At 52.1% G+C, this 21,650-nt stretch carries 20 protein-coding genes; 14 read left to right on the plus strand and 6 right to left on the minus strand.

What is annotated here, in order from left to right; genetic code table 11:
• The first annotated feature begins 54 nt into the window (after positions 1-54).
• On the plus strand, positions 55-747 hold the full coding sequence (gene ygeA, locus ACJHWT_RS12575; RefSeq protein WP_000848647.1) for an amino acid racemase: 693 nt from the start codon (positions 55-57) through the stop codon (positions 745-747).
• Here ygeA and lysR read toward each other — a convergent pair.
• The gene (lysR, locus tag ACJHWT_RS12580) at positions 734-1,669 is read right to left on the minus strand and encodes a DNA-binding transcriptional regulator LysR (protein WP_000741810.1); all 936 of its coding nucleotides are present in this window, start codon (positions 1,667-1,669) and stop codon (positions 734-736) included. The genes ygeA and lysR overlap by 14 nt on opposite strands.
• Before the next feature lie 121 nt (positions 1,670-1,790).
• Here lysR and lysA point away from each other — a divergent pair, with 121 nt between their 5' ends.
• Entirely contained in the window at positions 1,791-3,053 is a 1,263-nt protein-coding gene (gene lysA, locus ACJHWT_RS12585) for a diaminopimelate decarboxylase (RefSeq protein WP_001120720.1), read from the plus strand.
• Between the two features lie 6 nt (positions 3,054-3,059).
• On the opposite strand, the gene galR is transcribed toward lysA, so the two are convergent.
• Positions 3,060-4,091, minus strand: a complete 1,032-nt coding sequence (gene galR / locus ACJHWT_RS12590; protein ID WP_000201041.1) for an HTH-type transcriptional regulator GalR — start codon at positions 4,089-4,091, stop codon at positions 3,060-3,062.
• 585 nt (positions 4,092-4,676) lie between these two features.
• Between galR and aas the strand changes: the two genes are divergently transcribed.
• Together aas and lplT are read left to right on the plus strand one after the other, a co-directional pair.
• Complete coding sequence (gene aas / locus ACJHWT_RS12595; protein WP_000899026.1) at positions 4,677-6,836, plus strand: bifunctional acyl-ACP--phospholipid O-acyltransferase/long-chain-fatty-acid--ACP ligase; 2,160 nt, start codon at positions 4,677-4,679, stop codon at positions 6,834-6,836.
• Positions 6,829-8,022, plus strand: a complete 1,194-nt coding sequence (gene lplT / locus ACJHWT_RS12600) for a lysophospholipid transporter LplT (RefSeq protein WP_000004625.1) — start codon at positions 6,829-6,831, stop codon at positions 8,020-8,022. The genes aas and lplT overlap by 8 nt, the downstream gene beginning before the upstream one ends.
• 31 nt (positions 8,023-8,053) lie before the next feature.
• Here the strand turns inward: lplT and ACJHWT_RS12605 are convergent, their stop codons facing one another.
• The 4 genes from ACJHWT_RS12605 to mutH form a co-directional block, all read right to left on the minus strand.
• A complete protein-coding gene (locus tag ACJHWT_RS12605; RefSeq protein ID WP_001199314.1) occupies positions 8,054-9,094 on the minus strand; it encodes an NADP(H)-dependent aldo-keto reductase in 1,041 nt (346 codons plus the stop codon).
• Between the two features lie 107 nt (positions 9,095-9,201).
• Complete coding sequence (gene ygdR, locus ACJHWT_RS12610) at positions 9,202-9,420, minus strand: lipoprotein YgdR (protein WP_000758655.1); 219 nt, start codon at positions 9,418-9,420, stop codon at positions 9,202-9,204.
• 137 nt (positions 9,421-9,557) lie between these two features.
• Positions 9,558-10,271, minus strand: a complete 714-nt coding sequence (locus ACJHWT_RS12615) for a TerC family protein (RefSeq protein WP_000895624.1) — start codon at positions 10,269-10,271, stop codon at positions 9,558-9,560.
• Positions 10,272-10,339: 68 nt separating this feature from the next.
• Positions 10,340-11,029 carry a DNA mismatch repair endonuclease MutH gene (mutH, locus tag ACJHWT_RS12620; RefSeq protein WP_000082192.1) on the minus strand — a complete coding sequence of 230 codons (690 nt, stop codon included), beginning with the start codon at positions 11,027-11,029 and terminating at the stop codon, positions 10,340-10,342.
• Positions 11,030-11,214: 185 nt separating this feature from the next.
• Here mutH and ygdT point away from each other — a divergent pair, with 185 nt between their 5' ends.
• The 10 genes from ygdT (at position 11,215) to recC (ending at position 21,632) form a co-directional block, all read left to right on the plus strand.
• The gene (gene ygdT, locus ACJHWT_RS12625) at positions 11,215-11,361 is read left to right on the plus strand and encodes a protein YgdT (RefSeq protein WP_001350143.1); all 147 of its coding nucleotides are present in this window, start codon (positions 11,215-11,217) and stop codon (positions 11,359-11,361) included.
• Positions 11,362-11,713: 352 nt separating this feature from the next.
• A complete protein-coding gene (gene rppH / locus ACJHWT_RS12630; protein WP_000564489.1) occupies positions 11,714-12,244 on the plus strand; it encodes an RNA pyrophosphohydrolase in 531 nt (176 codons plus the stop codon).
• A 12-nt stretch (positions 12,245-12,256) separates the two neighbouring features.
• On the plus strand, positions 12,257-14,503 hold the full coding sequence (gene ptsP / locus ACJHWT_RS12635; protein WP_000957911.1) for a phosphoenolpyruvate--protein phosphotransferase: 2,247 nt from the start codon (positions 12,257-12,259) through the stop codon (positions 14,501-14,503).
• A 150-nt stretch (positions 14,504-14,653) separates the two neighbouring features.
• Positions 14,654-15,529, plus strand: coding sequence for a prolipoprotein diacylglyceryl transferase (lgt, locus tag ACJHWT_RS12640; RefSeq protein ID WP_000204658.1), 876 nt, complete (start codon positions 14,654-14,656; stop codon positions 15,527-15,529).
• Positions 15,530-15,535: 6 nt separating this feature from the next.
• Positions 15,536-16,330 (plus strand): thymidylate synthase, encoded by a 795-nt coding sequence (gene thyA, locus ACJHWT_RS12645; protein WP_000816232.1) that lies wholly within the window; start codon positions 15,536-15,538, stop codon positions 16,328-16,330.
• A 184-nt stretch (positions 16,331-16,514) separates the two neighbouring features.
• Positions 16,515-16,985, plus strand: coding sequence for a prepilin peptidase-dependent protein (locus ACJHWT_RS12650; protein ID WP_000857041.1), 471 nt, complete (start codon positions 16,515-16,517; stop codon positions 16,983-16,985).
• Positions 16,976-17,539, plus strand: coding sequence for a prepilin peptidase-dependent protein (locus ACJHWT_RS12655; protein WP_001144322.1), 564 nt, complete (start codon positions 16,976-16,978; stop codon positions 17,537-17,539). The genes ACJHWT_RS12650 and ACJHWT_RS12655 overlap by 10 nt, the downstream gene beginning before the upstream one ends.
• Positions 17,536-17,943 (plus strand): DUF2509 family protein, encoded by a 408-nt coding sequence (locus ACJHWT_RS12660; protein WP_001078402.1) that lies wholly within the window; start codon positions 17,536-17,538, stop codon positions 17,941-17,943. The genes ACJHWT_RS12655 and ACJHWT_RS12660 overlap by 4 nt, the downstream gene beginning before the upstream one ends.
• Positions 17,928-18,251, plus strand: a complete 324-nt coding sequence (locus ACJHWT_RS12665) for a prepilin-type N-terminal cleavage/methylation domain-containing protein (RefSeq protein ID WP_001276462.1) — start codon at positions 17,928-17,930, stop codon at positions 18,249-18,251. The genes ACJHWT_RS12660 and ACJHWT_RS12665 overlap by 16 nt, the downstream gene beginning before the upstream one ends.
• 12 nt (positions 18,252-18,263) lie before the next feature.
• Positions 18,264-21,632 carry an exodeoxyribonuclease V subunit gamma gene (gene recC, locus ACJHWT_RS12670; protein ID WP_000946945.1) on the plus strand — a complete coding sequence of 1,123 codons (3,369 nt, stop codon included), beginning with the start codon at positions 18,264-18,266 and terminating at the stop codon, positions 21,630-21,632.
• Positions 21,633-21,650: the final 18 nt, after the last annotated feature.

Consider the following 21,650-nt stretch of genomic DNA (forward strand, 5'->3'; position numbering starts at 1 on the left):
TTTGTCTCGTTCCTTATTCAGCCTTGTTGCGGTAACACACATCAGGAGAGAGGAATGAAAACAATTGGTTTGCTGGGAGGAATGAGCTGGGAATCCACTATTCCTTACTATCGTCTGATAAATGAAGGCATTAAACAGCGGCTTGGTGGGCTTCACTCTGCACAAGTGCTGCTACATAGCGTCGATTTTCATGAAATAGAAGAGTGCCAGCGTCGCGGTGAGTGGGACAAAACCGGGGATATTCTGGCTGAGGCGGCGCTTGGCTTACAGCGGGCGGGCGCAGAAGGTATTGTGTTATGCACCAATACGATGCATAAAGTGGCGGATGCCATTGAGTCTCGTTGCTCTCTGCCTTTCTTACACATAGCGGATGCCACTGGATGTGCAATTACCGGGGCAGGAATGACTCGTGTGGCGCTGCTGGGTACACGTTACACCATGGAACAGGATTTTTATCGCGGGCGGCTGACGGAACAATTTTCCATCAACTGTCTTATTCCTGAAGCGGATGAACGGGCAAAAATTAATCAGATTATTTTTGAAGAACTGTGTCTGGGGCAATTTACCGAAGCGTCACGCGCTTATTATGCGCAAGTGATTGCTCGCCTTGCAGAACAGGGCGCACAGGGCGTCATTTTTGGCTGCACAGAAATTGGTTTACTGGTGCCAGAAGAGCGCAGTGTTCTGCCTGTGTTTGATACCGCGGCGATCCATGCCGAGGATGCTGTCGCTTTTATGCTGTCGTAGCTGACGACAAAATAGCGTCAAGAGAAGTGACCAGTTTCGGTAATCCCGCTTGTAAATGCTCACTAAACGCCTGCACCAGCGCTGATGACGGGCGGTGCAGGGGGCGGATCAGGCTGACGGTGAATGGAACCGCAATGCTGAACCGCCGCACCACTAAACCGCTTGCCGCATAATCCAGTGCGGTGAGCGGGTTAACCACCGAAACGCCTACCCCCGCCCGTACCATTGCGCAGACTGACGCGGCGCTGTGGGTTTCTACGATCATGCGTCGTTTAACCTGATTCTCAGTAAACAATTGATCCAGCAACTGGCGATAGCTGTCAGTACGGGAAAGGCTGATGTAGTTCTCACCGTGAAAATCATCCGGCGTTAATACCTTTTTTACCGCCAGCGGATGGCCCGGAGGTAACACACACACTTCATCTAAAGAGAGTAATTCGGTACGTTCTGTTCCCGCAGGCGTATGGAGCGTTTCAGTGAGTCCTAAATCATGACGCTGGGCCGAGAGCCACTCTTCAAGTAGCGGTGATTCCTGGGGCACGATGTTTAAGCTGACATCGGGATAACGTGCCAGAAAGGGTTGCAGGAGCTGCGGTAAAAAAGATTGCGAAAAGACCGGCAGGCAGGCAATAGACAGTTCTCCCTGGCGAAACTCGCGCAGACTTTCTGCGGCACTGACAATGCGATCCAGTCCGTACCAGGATCGTTGCACTTCTTCAAACAGACGCAGTCCTTGCACGGTAGGATGTAATCGTCCACGTATGCGCTCAAACAATTTCAGCCCGATCACCTTCTCAAAGCGCGCCAGTTCGCGGCTGACGGTTGGCTGTGAGGTGTGTAGCAGGTGTGCCGCCTCAGTCAGGCTTCCGGCGGTCATTACCGCATGAAAAATTTCAATATGACGTAAGTTAACGGCGGCCATTAGCGCTCTCTCGCAATCCGGTAATCCATATCATTTTTGCATAGACTCGACATAAATCGATATTTTTTATTCTTTTTATGATGTGGCGTAATCATAAAAAAGCACTTATCTGGAGTTTGTTATGCCACATTCACTGTTCAGCACTGATACCGATCTCACCGCCGAAAATCTGCTGCGTTTGCCCGCAGAATTTGGCTGCCCGGTGTGGGTCTACGATGCGCAAATTATTCGTCGGCAGATTGCAGCGCTGAAACAGTTTGATGTGGTGCGCTTTGCACAGAAAGCCTGTTCCAATATTCATATTTTGCGCTTAATGCGTGAGCAGGGCGTAAAAGTGGATTCCGTCTCGTTAGGCGAAATAGAGCGTGCACTGGCGGCGGGTTACAATCCGCAAACGCACCCCGATGATATTGTTTTTACGGCAGATGTTATCGATCAGGCGACGCTTGAACGAGTCAGTGAATTGCAAATTCCGGTGAATGCGGGTTCTGTTGATATGCTCGACCAACTGGGTCAGGTTTCGCCAGGGCATCGGGTATGGCTGCGTGTTAATCCGGGGTTTGGTCACGGGCATAGCCAAAAAACCAATACCGGTGGCGAAAACAGCAAGCACGGTATCTGGTACACCGATCTGCCCGCCGCACTGGACGTGATACAACGTCATCATCTACAGCTGGTCGGCATTCACATGCACATTGGTTCTGGCGTCGATTATGCCCATCTGGAACAGGTATGTGGTGCTATGGTGCGTCAGGTCCTCGAGTTCGGTCAGGATTTACAGGCTATTTCTGCGGGCGGTGGGCTTTCTATTCCTTATCAACAGGGTGAAGAGGCGGTTGATACCGAACATTATTATGGTCTGTGGAATGCCGCGCGTGAGCAAATCGCCCGCCATTTGGGCCATCCTGTGAAACTGGAAATTGAACCGGGTCGCTTTCTGGTAGCGCAGGCTGGCGTATTAATTACTCAAGTGCGGAGCGTCAAACAAATGGGTAGCCGCCACTTTGTGCTGGTTGATGCCGGGTTCAACGATCTGATGCGCCCGGCAATGTACGGTAGTTACCACCATATCAGTGCCCTGGCAGCTGATGGTCGTTCTCTGGAACACGCACCAACGGTGGAAACCGTCGTCGCCGGGCCGTTATGTGAATCGGGCGATGTCTTTACCCAGCAGGAAGGGGGAAATGTCGAAACCCGCGCCTTGCCGGAAGTGAAGGCGGGTGATTATCTGGTACTGCATGATACGGGGGCATATGGCGCATCAATGTCATCCAACTACAACAGCCGTCCGCTGTTACCAGAAGTTCTGTTTGATAATGGTCAGGCGCGGTTGATTCGCCGTCGCCAGACCATTGAAGAATTACTGGCGCTGGAATTGCTTTAACTGCGGTTAGTCGCTGGTTGCATGATGACTTGCCTCCAGCGACGGAGTTGACACTGAATGGCGACGTACCAGCGTCGGACTAAAGACATTAGTGATTTCCGGGAGAGGGCGATTATCCGCCAGCGCCAAAGCCAGTTCGGCAGCCTGCGTCGCCATCGTCACGATTGGGTAACGCACGGTGGTCAGGCGCGGACGCACATAGCGTGACACCAGCACATCATCAAAGCCAATTAACGAAATCTCACCCGGTACATCAATACCATTATCATTGAGCACGCCCATCGCGCCCGCCGCCATTGAATCGTTATAACAGGCTACCGCAGTGAAATTTCTGCCTCGTCCCAAAAGCTCGGTCATTGCCTGTTCGCCGCCGCTTTCGTCTGGTTCGCCAAATGTCACCAGCCGGTCATTGGCCGGAATACCACTTTCAGCAAGGGCATCGTAATACCCTTGCAGACGATCTTCGGCGTCAGAAATAGAGTGGTTAGAGCACAGATAACCAATGCGGGTATGACCTTGCTGAATTAAATGACGCGTTGCCAGCCAGGCACCGTAACGATCGTCCAGAGCAATACAACGGTTTTCAAAGCCAGGCAGGATACGGTTGATCAGCACCATACCGGGCATTTGTTTCATTAACGAGGCTAAATCGGCATCCGGGATCATTTTGGCATGGACAACCAGCGCAGCACAGCGATGGCGGATCAGTTGCTCAATGGCCTGACGCTCTTTTTGTTCGTTGTGGTAACCGTTGCCAATCAATAAAAAATTACCAGTGTGATAAGCCACCTGTTCGACCGCTTTCACCATTGCGCCGAAAAACGGATCGGAAACATCACCAACGACCAGACCGATCGTTTCAGTGGTCTGCTGCGCCAGCGCACGGGCGTTGGCGTTCGGGTGATAGCTAAGAGACTCCATTGCACTATGCACAGCAAGCCGGGAAGCTTCGCTGGCTTTGGGTGAATTATTAATGACGCGGGAAACGGTGGCGACTGAAACGCCTGCCAGTCGGGCTACATCCTTTATGGTCGCCATGAAAATACCTTAGTGGGTAAACGCTTACATTCTTTCAGTGTTACGGAAAACGCCCGTTGGTTCAAGGGGCGGCGTGTTTTCATTGTGGGAATGTGAGCCAAACGCAAATAAGTAAGACAAAAAAAGAGATTGCAAACCTTTGGTTACACTTTGCGAAACGCTGTTGCGATTGACCGCTGGTGGCGTTTGGCTTCAGGTTGCTAAAGTGGTGATCCCAGAGGTATTGATAGGTGAAGTCAACTTCGGGTTGAGCACATGAATTACACCAGCCTGCGCAGATGCGCAGGTTTTTTTTTGCCGGTCATCAATCTGTAACAGTAACCGACAATTTACACACCTCGTTGCATTTCCCTTCATTCCTTTGCGTTTTCTCGCTGGCGAAGAGTCGTTGTGCAGACCACAATCAAGATCCCAGAGGTATTGATTGGTGAGATTATTCGGTACGCTCTTCGTACCCTGTCTCTTGCACCAACCTGCGCGGATGCGCAGGTTTTTTTTCGCACCTAATTTACTGTCGCTCGCGTTCTTTATCTCGTGTAATCTCCCTCCATTCGCTTTTACTGAATCAGAGCAAAGGGAGTTGGAATGCTTTTTAGCTTTTTTCGAAATTTGTGCCGTGTTTTGTATCGCGTTCGCGTTACGGGTGACACCAAGGCACTGAAGGGCGAGCGCGTTCTAATCACGCCTAATCACGTCTCTTTTATTGATGGCATACTGCTGGCATTGTTTTTACCCGTACGTCCGGTATTTGCCGTTTACACCTCAATAAGCCAACAGTGGTATATGCGTTGGCTGAAATCATTTATCGACTTTGTTCCTCTCGACCCGACGCAACCTATGGCGATTAAACATCTGGTACGTCTGGTGGAACAGGGCCGACCAGTGGTGATTTTCCCTGAAGGACGCATCACCACCACTGGCTCGCTGATGAAAATCTACGATGGCGCGGGATTTGTCGCGGCGAAGTCTGGTGCAACGGTTATTCCTGTGCGTATTGAAGGGGCGGAACTTACGCACTTCAGCCGCCTGAAAGGTCTGGTTAAACGTCGCTTGTTCCCGCAAATTACTCTGCATATTTTGCCACCAACGCAGGTGGAGATGCCGGATGCGCCGCGTGCCCGTGACCGTCGCAAAATCGCTGGCGAAATGCTGCATCAAATAATGATGGAAGCGCGTATGGCGGTGCGCCCGCGTGAAACGCTGTACGAATCTTTACTGAGCGCAATGTACCGCTTCGGAGCCGGGAAGAAATGTGTCGAAGACGTTAACTTTACCCCGGACTCCTATCGCAAATTGCTTACGAAAACGCTGTTTGTTGGACGCATCCTTGAAAAATACAGTGTTGAAGGCGAACGCATCGGCTTAATGCTGCCCAATGCAGGCATCAGTGCGGCAGTGATTTTTGGGGCCATCGCCCGTCGCCGCATTCCCGCAATGATGAACTACACCGCCGGGGTAAAAGGGTTGACCAGTGCTATTACGGCGGCTGAAATCAAAACCATTTTCACTTCCCGTCAGTTTCTCGATAAAGGCAAACTCTGGCATCTGCCGGAGCAACTTACTCAGGTGCGCTGGGTCTATCTGGAAGATTTAAAAGCAGATGTCACCACTGCCGACAAAGTATGGATCTTCGCTCATTTGCTGATGCCGCGTCTGGCACAGGTAAAACAGCAGCCGGAAGAAGAGGCGCTGATCCTTTTTACCTCCGGTTCTGAAGGCCATCCGAAAGGCGTCGTCCATAGCCATAAAAGCATTCTGGCGAATGTCGAGCAGATTAAAACGATTGCCGACTTCACCACCAACGATCGCTTTATGTCGGCGTTACCGCTGTTTCACTCCTTTGGGCTGACGGTAGGCCTGTTTACGCCACTGCTCACAGGTGCAGAGGTGTTCCTTTATCCAAGCCCGCTGCATTACCGCATTGTGCCGGAGTTGGTGTATGACCGCAGTTGCACCGTGTTGTTCGGTACCTCGACTTTCCTCGGTCACTACGCGCGTTTCGCCAACCCGTATGACTTCTACCGTCTACGCTATGTGGTGGCAGGCGCAGAAAAACTACAAGAAAGTACCAAACAGCTTTGGCAGGATAAATTTGGCCTGCGCATCCTTGAAGGCTACGGTGTGACCGAGTGCGCGCCTGTCGTTTCCATCAACGTACCGATGGCGGCGAAACCCGGTACGGTAGGGCGTATTCTACCAGGAATGGATGCGCGCCTGTTGTCGGTTCCTGGTATCGAAGAGGGCGGACGCCTGCAACTGAAAGGGCCGAACATAATGAACGGCTATCTGCGGGTGGAGAAGCCAGGTGTACTGGAAGTGCCCACCGCCGAGAATGTTCGCGGCGAAATGGAGCGCGGCTGGTATGACACTGGCGATATTGTGCGTTTCGACGAGCAGGGCTTTGTGCAGATTCAGGGCCGCGCAAAACGCTTTGCCAAAATTGCAGGCGAAATGGTGTCGCTGGAAATGGTGGAACAACTGGCACTTGGTGTTTCGCCAGATAAAGTCCATGCCACTGCGATTAAGAGCGATGCCAGCAAAGGCGAGGCGCTGGTGCTTTTCACCACAGATAACGAACTGACGCGCGATAAGTTGCAACAGTATGCCCGCGAGCACGGCGTGCCGGAGCTTGCTGTACCGCGCGATATTCGCTATCTGAAACAGATGCCATTACTTGGCAGCGGCAAACCTGACTTTGTCACGTTGAAAAGCTGGGTAGACGAAGCGGAACAACACGATGAGTGAGTCAGTGCACACTAACACTTCGTTGTGGTCGAAGGGGATGAAAGCGGTTATCGTGGCGCAGTTTCTCTCTGCGTTTGGCGATAATGCGCTGCTGTTTGCCACTCTGGCGTTACTGAAAGCGCAGTTTTATCCGGAGTGGAGCCAGCCCATCCTGCAAATGGTGTTTGTAGGTGCTTACATTCTTTTTGCGCCGTTTGTCGGACAGGTGGCGGATAGCTTCGCCAAAGGCCGGGTGATGATGTTTGCCAACGGCCTGAAGCTGCTGGGCGCAGCCAGTATCTGCTTTGGTATCAATCCGTTTCTCGGCTATACGCTGGTGGGTGTTGGTGCTGCAGCCTATTCACCGGCGAAATACGGTATTCTCGGCGAATTAACCACGGGTAGTAAGTTAGTGAAAGCTAATGGTTTAATGGAAGCTTCTACCATAGCGGCGATTTTGCTCGGTTCCGTAGCCGGTGGTGTACTGGCTGACTGGCATGTCCTGGTCGCCCTGGCCGCATGCGCACTGGCCTACGGTGGTGCGGTCGTTGCCAATATCTACATTCCTAAACTGGCGGCGGCGCGTCCGGGGCAGTCCTGGAATCTCATCAGCATGACCCGCAGTTTCCTGAATGCCTGCACCTCGCTATGGCGCAATGGTGAAACGCGTTTTTCGCTGGTGGGCACCAGTTTATTCTGGGGAGCGGGTGTCACGCTGCGTTTCCTGTTGGTGCTGTGGGTACCGGTGGCGCTGGGCATTACCGATAACGCTACGCCGACCTATCTCAACGCGATGGTAGCGATTGGTATCGTGGTTGGCGCTGGTGCGGCAGCGAAGTTAGTTACGCTGGAAACCGTGTCACGCTGTATGCCAGCCGGGATTTTGATTGGCGTGGTGGTACTGATTTTCTCCCTGCAACACGAGCTGCTGTCAGCCTATGCCTTGTTGATGCTGATTGGCGTGCTGGGGGGCTTTTTTGTCGTTCCGCTCAATGCGTTGCTACAGGAACGGGGTAAAAAAAGCGTCGGGGCGGGGAATGCAATTGCAGTACAAAACCTTGGCGAAAACAGCGCCATGTTGTTGATGCTGGGCATTTACTCGCTGGCGGTAATGGTAGGCATCCCGGTCGTGCCCATTGGCATTGGCTTCGGTGCGCTATTTGCGCTGGCAATAACGGCGCTGTGGATCTGGCAGCGCCGTCATTAATATTTAACGCCGGTTTTAACCGGCGTTAATCTTATGGTGCCGGATAAGTATAAACCTGATGTACCGCTTCAATTTCAGCTAATACGTCTTCGCTTAACTCCAGATGCAAACTTTCGACGTTAGTTTTCAGCTGCTCCATCGTGGTTGCGCCCAGCAGAGTGCTGGCAACAAACGGTTGACGGCGTACAAAAGCGAGCGCCATCTGTGCAGGATCCAGGCCATGACGTCTGGCTATATCAACATACGCCGCGACGGCTTTTTGCGTTTGCTCACCGCTATAGCGGGTGAACCGACTAAAGAGTGTATTACGTGCGCCAGCGGGTTTTGCACCGTTGAGATATTTCCCGGTCAGCGTGCCGAAACCCAGGCACGAATAGGCCAGCAGTTCGACCCCTTCATACTGGCTGACTTCTGCCAGACCTACTTCAAAACTGCGGTTTAACAGACTGTAAGGGTTCTGAATGGTGACAATACGCGGCAGATCGTGTTTGTCCGCCAGATGCAGGTAGCGCATTACGCCAAATGCAGTTTCGTTCGACACGCCGATATAACGAATTTTTCCCGCGCGTTGGTACTCTGTCAGTGCGTCCAGCGTATCCAGCAGCGAAACCGCAGGCGCAGAATCCGTCCAGCTATAACCGAGTTTGCCGAAGCAGTTGGTTGGGCGCTGCGGCCAGTGCACCTGATAGAGATCGAGGTAATCAGTCTGCAGACGCTTGAGGCTGTCATGCAGCGCTTCACGGATATTCTTCCGATCCAGCGCCTGATCCGGGCGAATGCCTTTGTCATTATTGCGCGACGGTCCGCTCACTTTGGAGGCGATAATTAACTTTTCGCGGCTGCCATGTTTCGCCAGCCAGTTGCCGACGTAGGTTTCGGTTAGCCCTTGAGTTTCGGGGCGCGGAGGTACTGGGTACATTTCGGCAACGTCGATAAGGTTAATGCCCTGAGCGACGGCATAGTCGAGTTGTGCGTGGGCGTCGGCTTCGCTGTTCTGTTCACCAAACGTCATCGTGCCAAGCCCCAGCGTGCTGACTTCCAGCGAACTGTGGGGTATACGGTGATATTGCATAGCCGTTTCCTTTTTATAATCACGACATAAGGAATATAAAAATGGCAGAGGGAAGGGAAAAGGGAAAGAGAAAAATCTTAAGGCCAGCCGGATGCTGACCTTATTTGTTAACGTTCAATAATTTGCGAAACATCATCACGGTTAATTTGCATCGCGTTACCTTGCTGATCGTGATAACTCACCAGCCCGGTATCATCATCAATTTCAGGTTTTCCATCGGTCAAAATCATACGGCCATCTTTGGTCGCCATGACGTAATCACTGGAACACCCGGAAACAGCAAACGCCAGTCCGACTGCAGAAATTATTACTGCCCATTTTTTCATCCGGTTATCCTCATTTGGCCCACCTATGATAATAGTCTGTTTATAAACCGACGTTATATATCTTGAAAGCAGGAAAATCTTAAACTGTGAGGGTAACAGGAGTGAGTACGCCCTCCCGCAGGAGAGCGTACGGAGTATCAGAGCGGATTCTTTTTGTTGCGAATCAGGTTGAGGCTTTCAACCGCAATAGAGAAGAACATCGCGAAGTAGATGTAACCTTTCGGTACGTGGATGTCGAAACTTTCCAGAATCAGGGTAAAGCCCACCAGAATCAGGAAAGAGAGCGCCAGCATTTTTACCGAAGGATGGCGCTCGACAAAATCACCAATCGAGCGCGCGGCGAACATCATCACGCCTACGGCAATCACCACGGCAGCCATCATAATAAACAGGTGATCTGACAGACCCACAGCAGTAATCACCGAGTCGAGGCTGAAGATAATATCCAGCAGCATAATCTGCACGATAGCGCCGAGGAATGATGAAACGCGTGTTTTCAGCCCTTCTTCTTCACCTTCGATGGATTCGTGGATTTCCTTGCTGGCTTTCCAGATAAGGAACAAGCCACCCAGAAGCAGGATCAAATCACGGGCGGAAATTTCCTGACTGAATATTGTAAAAAGCGGATTTGTCAGGCGCGTAACCCAGGCGATTGATGCCAGCAGCGCCAGACGCATAACCATGGCTCCCGCCAACCCCAGACGCCGCGCATGAGCACGTTGTGCTGTGGGGAGCTTTGCCACCACCAGAGAAAGAAAAATAATATTGTCGATCCCAAGAACGATCTCCAGCAGCGTCAGCGTACCGAGCGCAAGCCAGGCGTTAGGATCGGTTATCCATGCAAATAACATCTAAAAAGCCCTGCCAAAAAAATGAAGCGGTAATTATATGCCCGGAAAGCGGCAGGTCAAAGCGATGGCTACTGGATCAGAAAATGACGGGCCAGTAGCGCACTGGTGAAATTCTTCTTCAAATAAAAGCCGCGCGGCAGCGTCAGAATCCGTTCGCCCCGGACACCAATGGCTTCGGTAAGCGCTTTCGCATTCGCTGCTTTCGGTCGTATCTGCAAATATTCCCCGTGACGAGCGGTGATCCGCTCAACCTGACCGAGAACAATCATATCCATTAATTCTTCCCAGTCTTCGCGCAGTTGCCGGTCTTCCTCTTCATTCGGGCTCCACAGTAACGGTGATCCTACGCGACGCTGCGCCAGCGGGATGCTGCGCTCGCCTTCAACCGGTATCCACAGTACGCGTTTGAGCTTGTGGCGTACGTGGCTGGTTTCCCAGGTCACCCCGCTATTACCCGTTAACGGGGCAACACAAACGAATGTTGTTTCCAGCGGACGACCAAGACTATCCACAGGGATAGTTTTAAGTTCCACGCCCAGGGCAGCAAAATCTTGCTCAGGTTTACTTCCTGCGCTGGCACCTAGCCAGATCTCCAGTAACACGCCAATCCAGCCCTTATCGCGTTTTAAATTCTCCGGCGTAACCAGCCCGGCAAGTGCCGCCAGTTCTCCCAATGTATAACCAGAAAGTTGTTGTGCTTGCGCTAACAATTGTTCTTCAGTTTCGGGAGGAGAGAGCAGTGGGCGAGGTTGGGACATGTCATGATACCTTGGTTAAAAAACAAACAGCAATTAAGTGCCGAATATTCGCAGTGTAACTTTTTCCACATGCGTTGTTCAATTCTCTGATTTATATTGCTTTTTAGGTTGCCGGTAATCGAGTTGCGCAACACTGCAACGGGTTTTCCAAATCTGGTCACTGAAAATAAACAGGATCTTACACCATGTTATCCACAGAAAGCTGGGATAACTGTGAAAAACCTTCACTACTGTTTCCATTTACAGCCTTGACGTGCGACGAAACTCCAGTTTTTAGTGGTTCAGTGCTTAACTTAGTGGCACATTCTGTGGATAAATACGGCATTGGTTGATCTTTCGCCAACCCGTAAATGAGAGGTGTGACCTGGGTCACGAACTACTCTTTTTTATTACTCAAATTACATGTAATGCATTGACTGATAATGAATATTTTAAAATGTCTATATCGGGCTTATTCAGAATGCTCCGGGTTTTCCCGTAGTAATTCCGTAGTTCTTCACAACTCTATCCACAGAAAAGGTGAATAAAAACGGCTATCCACCCCTTCCTCTGTTTATAACTCTGCACATAACTGTGAGTTATTCAATTGTTATTAGTGTGTAATGCCCTGCAGAGAGTGGTTTACCGTCTTCCTGGAGTATGAAACAATCATTCGTATATAAAGCTTTATTTTGAGGTAGTCCGGTGATTGATGACGATGGCTACCGCCCAAACGTAGGTATCGTGATTTGTAATCGCCAGGGGCAGGTAATGTGGGCCCGGCGATTTGGTCAGCACTCCTGGCAATTTCCGCAAGGCGGAATCAACCCCGGAGAATCCGCAGAGCAGGCGATGTACCGTGAATTGTTTGAAGAAGTAGGATTAAGCCGCAAAGACGTTCGAATCCTTGCTTCAACGCGTAACTGGTTGCGCTACAAATTACCGAAACGTTTGGTGCGTTGGGACACGAAGCCGGTTTGTATCGGCCAAAAACAAAAATGGTTTCTCTTGCAGCTGGTGAGCGGCGATGCAGAAATCAATATGCAAACCAGCAGTACACCAGAGTTTGACGGCTGGCGATGGGTAAGTTACTGGTATCCAGTCAGACAGGTGGTGTCATTTAAACGTGATGTCTACCGTAGGGTAATGAAAGAGTTCGCGAGTGTGGTGATGTCACTGCAGGAAAATACGCCAAAACCACAAAACGCATCTGCTTATCGACGTAAAAGAGGTTAAGTCACGCCAATTATGCTCACTCGCCTGCGCGAAATAGTCGAAAAGGTAGCCAGCGCACCACGCCTGAATGAGGCGTTAAATATTCTGGTTACCGACATCTGTCTTGCGATGGATACCGAGGTCTGTTCGGTCTACCTGGCCGATCATGATCGACGTTGTTACTACCTGATGGCGACCCGGGGGCTGAAAAAACCACGTGGTCGCACTGTAACGCTCGCGTTTGATGAAGGGATCGTCGGCCTGGTTGGCAGGCTGGCGGAACCGATAAACCTTGCAGATGCGCAAAAGCACCCCAGCTTCAAATACATCCCCTCCGTAAAAGAAGAACGTTTCCGCGCGTTTTTAGGCGTACCAATTATTCAACGTCGCCAGTTGCTTGGTGTACTGGTGGTACAGCAACGAGAGTTGCGCCAGTATGACGAAAGTGAAGAATCCTTCCTGGTGACGCTTGCCACCCAGATGGCAGCGATTCTTTCTCAGTCGCAGTTGACTGCCTTGTTTGGGCAATATCGCCAGACGCGAATCCGTGCATTACCGGCAGCGCCTGGTGTAGCGATTGCCGAAGGCTGGCAGGATGCCACGTTACCTTTAATGGAACAGGTGTATCAGGCATCAACGTTGGATCCGGCTCTGGAACGCGAACGACTGACCGGGGCGCTGGAAGAAGCGGCAAACGAGTTTCGCCGCTACAGCAAACGCTTTGCCGCCGGTGCACAAAAAGAAACGGCGGCTATTTTCGATCTTTACTCACACCTGCTTTCGGATACCCGGCTGCGGCGCGAATTGTTTGCCGAGGTTGATAAAGGCTCGGTGGCAGAGTGGGCGGTAAAAACGGTCATTGAAAAATTTGCCGAACAGTTTGCCGCGCTAAGCGATAACTATCTCAAAGAGCGGGCTGGCGATTTACGTGCGCTGGGCCAGCGATTGCTGTTTCATCTTGATGACGCTAATCAAGGGCCGAACGCCTGGCCGGAACGTTTCATTCTGGTGGCAGATGAACTGTCAGCGACAACGCTTGCTGAGCTGCCCCAGGATCGCTTAGTCGGTGTTGTCGTGCGCGATGGCGCTGCCAACTCCCATGCTGCGATCATGGTACGTGCGCTGGGGATACCTACCGTGATGGGCGCGGATATTCAGCCTTCGGTACTGCATCGTCGGACGCTGATCGTCGATGGTTATCGCGGTGAATTGCTGGTCGATCCGGAGCCGGTACTGCTGCAAGAATATCAGCGGCTAATTAGTGAAGAGATCGAGCTTAGCCGTCTGGCGGAAGATGACGTCAATTTACCCGCCCAGTTAAAAAGCGGCGAACGCATTAAAGTCATGCTCAATGCCGGTTTAAGCCCGGAACATGAAGAAAAACTGGGCAGCCGTATTGATGGCATAGGACTTTATCGCACTGAAATCCCATTCATGCTGCAAAGTGGTTTTCCGTCGGAAGAAGAACAGGTGGCGCAGTATCAGGGGATGCTGCAAATGTTTAATGATAAACCCGTCACCTTGCGTACGCTGGATGTCGGAGCAGATAAGCAGCTGCCTTACATGCCGATCAGCGAAGAGAATCCATGCCTGGGTTGGCGTGGGATTCGCATTACGCTCGATCAGCCGGAGATCTTCTTGATCCAGGTGCGGGCGATGCTGCGTGCTAATGCCGCTACGGGCAACCTGAATATTCTGTTGCCGATGGTCACCAGCCTCGATGAAGTTGACGAAGCACGCCGCCTGATTGAACGTGCCGGACGTGAAGTCGAGGAGATGATCGGTTACGAAATTCCCAAACCACGTATCGGCATCATGCTGGAAGTGCCGTCAATGGTATTTATGCTGCCGCATCTGGCAAAGCGGGTCGATTTCATCTCTGTTGGCACCAACGATCTGACGCAATACATCCTTGCCGTTGATCGCAACAATACCCGGGTTGCGAACATTTATGACAGTCTTCATCCTGCAATGTTACGAGCTCTGGCGATGATCGCCCGGGAAGCGGAAATACATGGAATCGATCTCCGTTTGTGCGGTGAAATGGCGGGCGATCCGATGTGCGTGGCAATCCTCATTGGGCTTGGGTATCGCCATTTGTCTATGAACGGACGTTCTGTAGCGCGCGTAAAATACCTGCTGCGGCGCATTGATTTTGCCGAAGCAGAAAATCTTGCGCAGCGTAGTCTGGAAGCGCAACTGGCGACCGAAGTTCGCCATCAGGTTGCTGCCTTTATGGAGCGTCGCGGCATGGGCGGGCTGATTCGCGGGGGGTTATAGCGCGGATCATATACATATCTTTTAACGGTATCCGGCAACCAGCCAGGTCCCCTTGTGCTATTATTCGCACCTTTGGAGCGCCTGAAACCTGCGGCGCGCATTTCAATCGCTGTTCTCTTTCAGCGAAATAACAAGAACTTGTGGTGACAGATGACCAGTAGCTATCTGCATTTTCCGGAGTTTGATCCGGTCATTTTCTCAATAGGACCCGTGGCGCTTCACTGGTACGGCCTGATGTATCTGGTGGGTTTCATTTTTGCAATGTGGCTGGCAACACGACGGGCGAATCGTCCGGGCAGTGGCTGGACCAAAAATGAAGTTGAAAACTTACTCTATGCGGGCTTCCTCGGCGTCTTCCTCGGTGGACGTATTGGTTATGTTCTGTTCTACAATTTCCCGCAGTTTATGGCCGATCCGCTGTATCTTTTCCGTGTCTGGGACGGCGGCATGTCCTTCCACGGCGGCCTGATTGGCGTTATCGTGGTGATGATTATCTTCGCCCGCCGTACTAAACGTTCCTTCTTCCAGGTCTCTGATTTTATTGCCCCACTCATTCCGTTTGGTCTTGGTGCCGGGCGTCTGGGCAACTTTATTAACGGTGAATTGTGGGGCCGCGTTGACCCGAACTTCCCGTTTGCCATGCTGTTCCCTGGCTCCCGTACAGAAGATATTTTGCTGCTGCAAACCAACCCGCAGTGGCAATCCATTTTCGACACTTACGGTGTGCTGCCGCGCCACCCATCACAGCTTTACGAGCTGCTGCTGGAAGGTGTGGTGCTGTTTATTATCCTCAACCTGTATATTCGTAAACCGCGCCCAATGGGAGCTGTCTCAGGCTTGTTCCTGATTGGTTACGGCGCGTTTCGCATCATTGTTGAGTTTTTCCGCCAGCCCGACGCGCAGTTTACTGGTGCCTGGGTGCAGTACATCAGCATGGGGCAAATTCTTTCCATCCCGATGATTGTCGCGGGTGTGATCATGATGGTCTGGGCATATCGTCGCAGCCCACAGCAACACGTTTCCTGAGGAACCATGAAACAGTATTTAGAACTGATGCAAAAAGTGCTCGACGAAGGCACACAGAAAAACGACCGTACCGGAACCGGAACGCTTTCCATTTTTGGTCATCAGATGCGTTTTAACCTGCAGGATGGATTCCCGCTGGTGACAACTAAACGTTGCCACCTGCGTTCCATCATCCACGAACTGCTGTGGTTCCTGCAGGGCGACACTAACATTGCTTATCTACACGAAAACAATGTCACCATCTGGGACGAATGGGCCGATGAAAACGGCGACCTCGGGCCAGTGTATGGTAAACAGTGGCGCGCCTGGCCAACGCCGGATGGTCGTCATATTGACCAGATCACTACGGTACTGAACCAGCTGAAAAACGACCCGGATTCCCGCCGCATTATTGTTTCAGCGTGGAACGTAGGCGAACTGGATAAAATGGCGCTGGCACCGTGCCATGCATTCTTCCAGTTCTATGTGGCAGACGGCAAACTCTCTTGTCAGCTTTATCAGCGCTCCTGTGACGTCTTCCTCGGCCTGCCGTTTAACATTGCCAGCTACGCGTTACTGGTGCATATGATGGCGCAGCAGTGCGATCTGGAAGTGGGTGATTTTGTCTGGACCGGTGGCGACACGCACCTGTACAGCAACCATATGGATCAAACTCATCTGCAATTAAGCCGCGAACCGCGTCCGCTGCCGAAGTTGATTATCAAACGTAAACCCGAATCCATCTTCGACTACCGTTTCGAAGACTTTGAGATTGAAGGATACGATCCACATCCGGGCATTAAAGCGCCGGTGGCTATCTAATTACGAAACATCCTGCCAGAGCCGACGCCAGTGTGCGTCGGTTTTTTTTGCCCTCCGTTAAATTCTTCGAGACACCTTCCCGAAATTTTGCAACGTCCTGCAACGGCGTAAATAGTCCGGAAGATGCGCCGAAGAAATAGAAACTGGCCCTCGTCTTTTTTTCTCCTCGCTCCATACTGCCGGCATGAAAACACAACGTGGTTATACGCTGATTGAAACGCTGGTCGCGATGCTGATTTTGGTCATGCTAAGCGCAAGTGGGCTCTATGGCTGGCAATACTGGCAGCAGTCGCAACGGCTTTGGCAAACCGCCAGCCAGGCGCGGGACTATTTGCTCTATTTACGTGAAGATGCCAACTGGCATAACCGCGACCACAGTATCAGTCTTATCAGGGAGGGGACGTTATGGTGCCTTGTGAGTTCCGTTGCTGGGGCGAATACCTGTCATGGCAGTTCACCATTGGTCTTTGTGCCGCGCTGGCCAGAAGTCGAAATGAGCGACCTGACACCTTCGCTTGCTTTCTTTGGCCTGCGCAATACCGCATGGGCCGGGCATATTCGCTTCAAAAACTCAACGGGCGAGTGGTGGCTGGTGGTTTCGCCGTGGGGAAGACTCCGGCTTTGTCAGCAAGGAGAAACAGAAGGATGCCTGTAAAAGAGCAAGGTTTTTCTCTGCTGGAAGTGTTGATTGCTATGGCGATCAGTAGCGTATTGTTGCTGGGGGCTGCACGCTTTCTGCCTGCGTTACAGCGTGAAAGTTTAACGAGCACCCGTAAGCTGGCGCTGGAAGATGAAATCTGGCTGCGGGTATTTACCGTCGCGAAGCATCTCCAGAGGGCGGGTTATTGTCATGGCAGCTGTACCGGCGAAGGGCTGGAAATTGTCGGACAGGGTGACTGTATCATTGTGCAGTGGGATGCGAACAGTAACGGTATCTGGGATCGCGAACCGGTAAAAGAGTCCGATCAGATTGGATTTCGTCTGAAGGAGCATGTGCTGGAAACGCTACGCGGTGCGACATCCTGTGAAGGTAAGGGCTGGGATAAAGTCACTAATCCGGATGCCATCATTATCGACACTTTTCAGGTCGTACGTCAGGATGTCAGCGGCTTCTCGCCGGTGTTGACGGTTAATATGCGTGCTGCCAGTAAGTCTGAACCGCAAACCGTGGTGGATGCCAGCTATAGCGTGACAGGATTCAACCTGTGAACCGCGAAAAGGGTGTTTCGTCACTGGCTCTGGTCCTGATGCTGCTGGTTTTGGGTAGCTTGCTATTACAAGGAATGAGTCAGCAGGATCGCAGTTTTGCCTCTCGCGTGAGCATGGAAAGTCAGTCATTGCGCCGCCAGGCCATCGTTCAGTCGACGCTGGAGTGGGGAAAAATGCACTCCTGGCAGACACAGCCCGCAGTTCAGTGCTTACTGTACGCTGCCACCGGTGCCCGGGTTTGTCTGCGTTTATTGGCAGATAATGAGGCCTTATTGATTGCCGGTTATGAAGGCGTTTCGTTGTGGCGAACAGGCGAAGTCATCGATGGAAACATTGTTTTTTCGCCACGCGGCTGGAGCGATTTTTGTCCGCTGAAAGAGGGGGCGTTATGTCAGCTTCCTTGAAGAATCAACAAGGCTTTAGCCTCCCGGAGGTGATGTTGGCAATGGTGCTGATGGTGATGATTGTCACTGCGTTATCGGGTTTCCAGCGAACATTAATGAACAGTCTTGCCAGTAGAAACCAGTACCAACAGCTCTGGCGGCATGGCTGGCAGCAAACGCAACTGCGCGCGAATTCGCCACCTGCCCACTGGCAGGTCAACCGAATGCAGACATCGCAGGCGGGATGTGTCAGCATCAGCGTTACGCTAGTTTCACCCGGGGGCAGAGAAGGCGAGATGACCCGCCTGCATTGCCCGAATCGTCAGTAGTCAGGAGCCGCTATGTTAAGGGTCTACCATTCCAATCGTCTGGACGTGCTGGAAGCGTTGATGGAGTTTATCGTCGAACGCGAACGGCTGGACGATCCTTTCGAACCAGAAATGATTCTGGTGCAAAGTACCGGTATGGCGCAGTGGCTGCAAATGACCCTGTCGCAAAAGTTTGGTATTGCGGCAAACATTGATTTTCCGCTGCCAGCGAGCTTTATCTGGGATATGTTCGTCCGGGTGTTACCGGAAATCCCCAAAGAGAGCGCCTTTAACAAACAGAGCATGAGCTGGAAACTGATGACTCTGCTGCCGCAACTGTTGGAGCGCGAAGACTTTACCCTGTTGCGGCATTATCTGACTGACGATAGCGACAAGCGAAAACTGTTCCAGCTTTCTTCAAAAGCGGCGGACCTGTTTGACCAGTATCTGGTCTATCGTCCGGACTGGCTGGCACAGTGGGAAACAGGACATTTGGTTGAAGGGCTGGGAGAAGCACAGGCCTGGCAAGCGCCGTTGTGGAAGGCTTTGGTGGAATATACCCATCAACTCGGGCAACCGCGCTGGCACCGCGCCAATCTCTATCAGCGCTTTATCGAAACGCTGGAGTCCGCGACGACCTGCCCGCCGGGGTTACCTTCGCGCGTCTTTATATGCGGTATTTCCGCGTTACCGCCTGTTTATCTCCAGGCGCTACAGGCGCTGGGTAAACATATTGAAATCCATCTCCTGTTTACCAACCCCTGCCGTTATTACTGGGGCGACATTAAAGATCCAGCTTATCTGGCGAAACTACTGACTCGCCAGCGCCGACACAGTTTTGAAGATCGCGAATTACCGCTATTTCGCGACAGCGAAAATGCCGGGCAGCTCTTTAACAGCGATGGTGAACAGGATGTCGGCAACCCGCTGCTGGCTTCATGGGGCAAGCTTGGGCGCGACTACATTTATCTCCTTTCTGACCTGGAGAGCAGCCAGGAGCTGGACGCTTTTGTCGATGTGACGCCAGATAACCTGCTGCATAATATTCAGTCTGACATTCTGGAACTGGAAAACCGCGCCGTTGCTGGTGTGAACATCGAAGAGTTTTCCCGTAGCGATAACAAACGCCCGCTTGATCCACTGGATAGCAGTATCACCTTCCACGTTTGCCATAGCCCGCAGCGTGAAGTTGAAGTTTTACACGATCGCCTGCTGGCGATGCTGGAGGAAGACCCGACACTGACTCCGCGCGACATCATCGTGATGGTGGCTGATATCGACAGCTACAGTCCGTTTATTCAGGCTGTGTTTGGTAGCGCACCTGCGGATCGTTACCTGCCTTACGCCATTTCCGACCGTCGGGCGCGGCAGTCGCATCCTGTACTTGAAGCGTTTATCAGCCTGTTATCGCTGCCAGACAGCCGCTTTGTGTCGGAAGACGTGCTGGCATTACTGGATGTGCCGGTGCTGGCAGCGCGGTTTGACATCACCGAAGAAGGGCTGCGTTATTTACGCCAGTGGGTCAACGAATCCGGCATTCGTTGGGGGATAGATGACGACAACGTTCGCGAGCTGGAACTCCCCGCCACCGGACAACACACCTGGCGATTTGGCCTGACGCGTATGTTGCTGGGCTACGCGATGGAGAGCGCGCAGGGCGAGTGGCAATCGGTTCTACCTTATGATGAATCGAGCGGCTTAATTGCAGAACTGGTGGGGCATCTGGCTTCACTGCTAATGCAGCTAAACATCTGGCGTCGCGGGCTGGCCCAGGAGCGTCCGCTGGAAGAGTGGTTGCCGGTTTGTCGCGATATGCTCAACGCCTTCTTCCTGCCGGATACGGAAACCGAAGCGGCGATGACGCTGATCGAACAACAATGGCAGGCGATTATCGCCGAAGGTTTAGGTGCGCAGTATGGCGACGCGGTGCCGCTGTCACTATTGCGTGATGAACTGGCACAGCGCCTGGATCAGGAACGTATCAGCCAGCGTTTTCTCGCCGGACCGGTTAACATTTGTACTCTGATGCCAATGCGTTCCATCCCATTCAAAGTGGTTTGCCTGCTGGGAATGAACGACGGCGTTTATCCACGCCAGCTTGCGCCATTGGGCTTTGACCTGATGAGCCAGAAACCGAAGCGTGGCGACCGTAGCCGTCGCGATGACGACCGCTATCTGTTCCTGGAAGCGTTAATTTCCGCGCAGCAAAAACTCTATATCAGCTATATCGGGCGTTCTATTCAGGATAACAGTGAACGTTTCCCGTCGGTACTGGTGCAGGAACTGATCGACTACATCGGGCAAAGCCATTATCTACCGGGCGATGAAGCGCTCAACTGTGATGAAAGCGAGGCAAGGGTAAAAGCGCATCTTACTTGCCTCCATACCCGGATGCCGTTTGATCCGCAAAACTACCAGCCAGGCGAACGACAAAGCTATGCTCGTGAATGGCTACCTGCGGCCAGCCAGGCTGGTAAAGCACATTCTGAATTTGTTCAGCCGCTGCCGTTTACCTTACCGGAAACCGTGCCGCTGGAAACGCTACAACGATTCTGGGCACATCCGGTACGGGCGTTCTTCCAGATGCGTTTGCAGGTGAACTTCCGTACTGAAGACAGCGAAATCCCCGACACCGAGCCATTTATTCTGGAAGGGCTTAGCCGTTATCAAATCAATCAGCAGTTATTGAATGCACTGGTTGAGCAGGATGATGCCGAACGCTTGTTCCGCCGCTTCCGGGCGGCGGGGGATTTACCGTATGGCGCTTTTGGTGAAATTTTCTGGGAAACACAGTGCCAGGAGATGCAGCAGCTTGCCGACAGAGTCATTGCCTGTCGCCAGCTGGGGCAGAGTATGGAAATTGATCTCGCCTGCAACGGTGTGCAGATAACTGGCTGGTTGCCGCAGGTGCAGCCGGATGGCCTGTTGCGCTGGCGTCCCTCTTTATTAAGTGTGGCGCAGGGAATGCAACTTTGGCTGGAACACCTTGTCTACTGTGCCAGCGGTGGTAATGGTGAAAGTCGCCTTTTTCTACGCAAAGACGGCGAGTGGCGTTTTCCGCCGCTTGCAGCCGAACAGGCTTTGCATTACCTCTCACAACTGATTGAGGGGTATCGTGAAGGAATGTCCGCGCCATTGCTGGTGTTACCTGAAAGTGGCGGCGCGTGGCTAAAAACCTGTTATGACGCGCAAAACGATGCCATGCTGGATGACGATTCCACGTTACAAAAAGCCCGTACGAAATTCCTTCAGGCTTACGAAGGCAACATGATGGTGCGTGGCGAAGGTGATGATATCTGGTATCAACGGCTCTGGCGGCAATTAACACCAGAGACAATGGAGGCTATCGTTGAACAGTCGCAACGTTTCCTGTTACCGCTGTTTCGCTTTAATCAGTCATGAGTGCTGTATAAAAATTGC

Source organism: Escherichia sp. WS338, assembly GCF_046486405.1.
Classification (GTDB): Bacteria; Pseudomonadota; Gammaproteobacteria; order Enterobacterales; family Enterobacteriaceae; genus Escherichia; species Escherichia coli.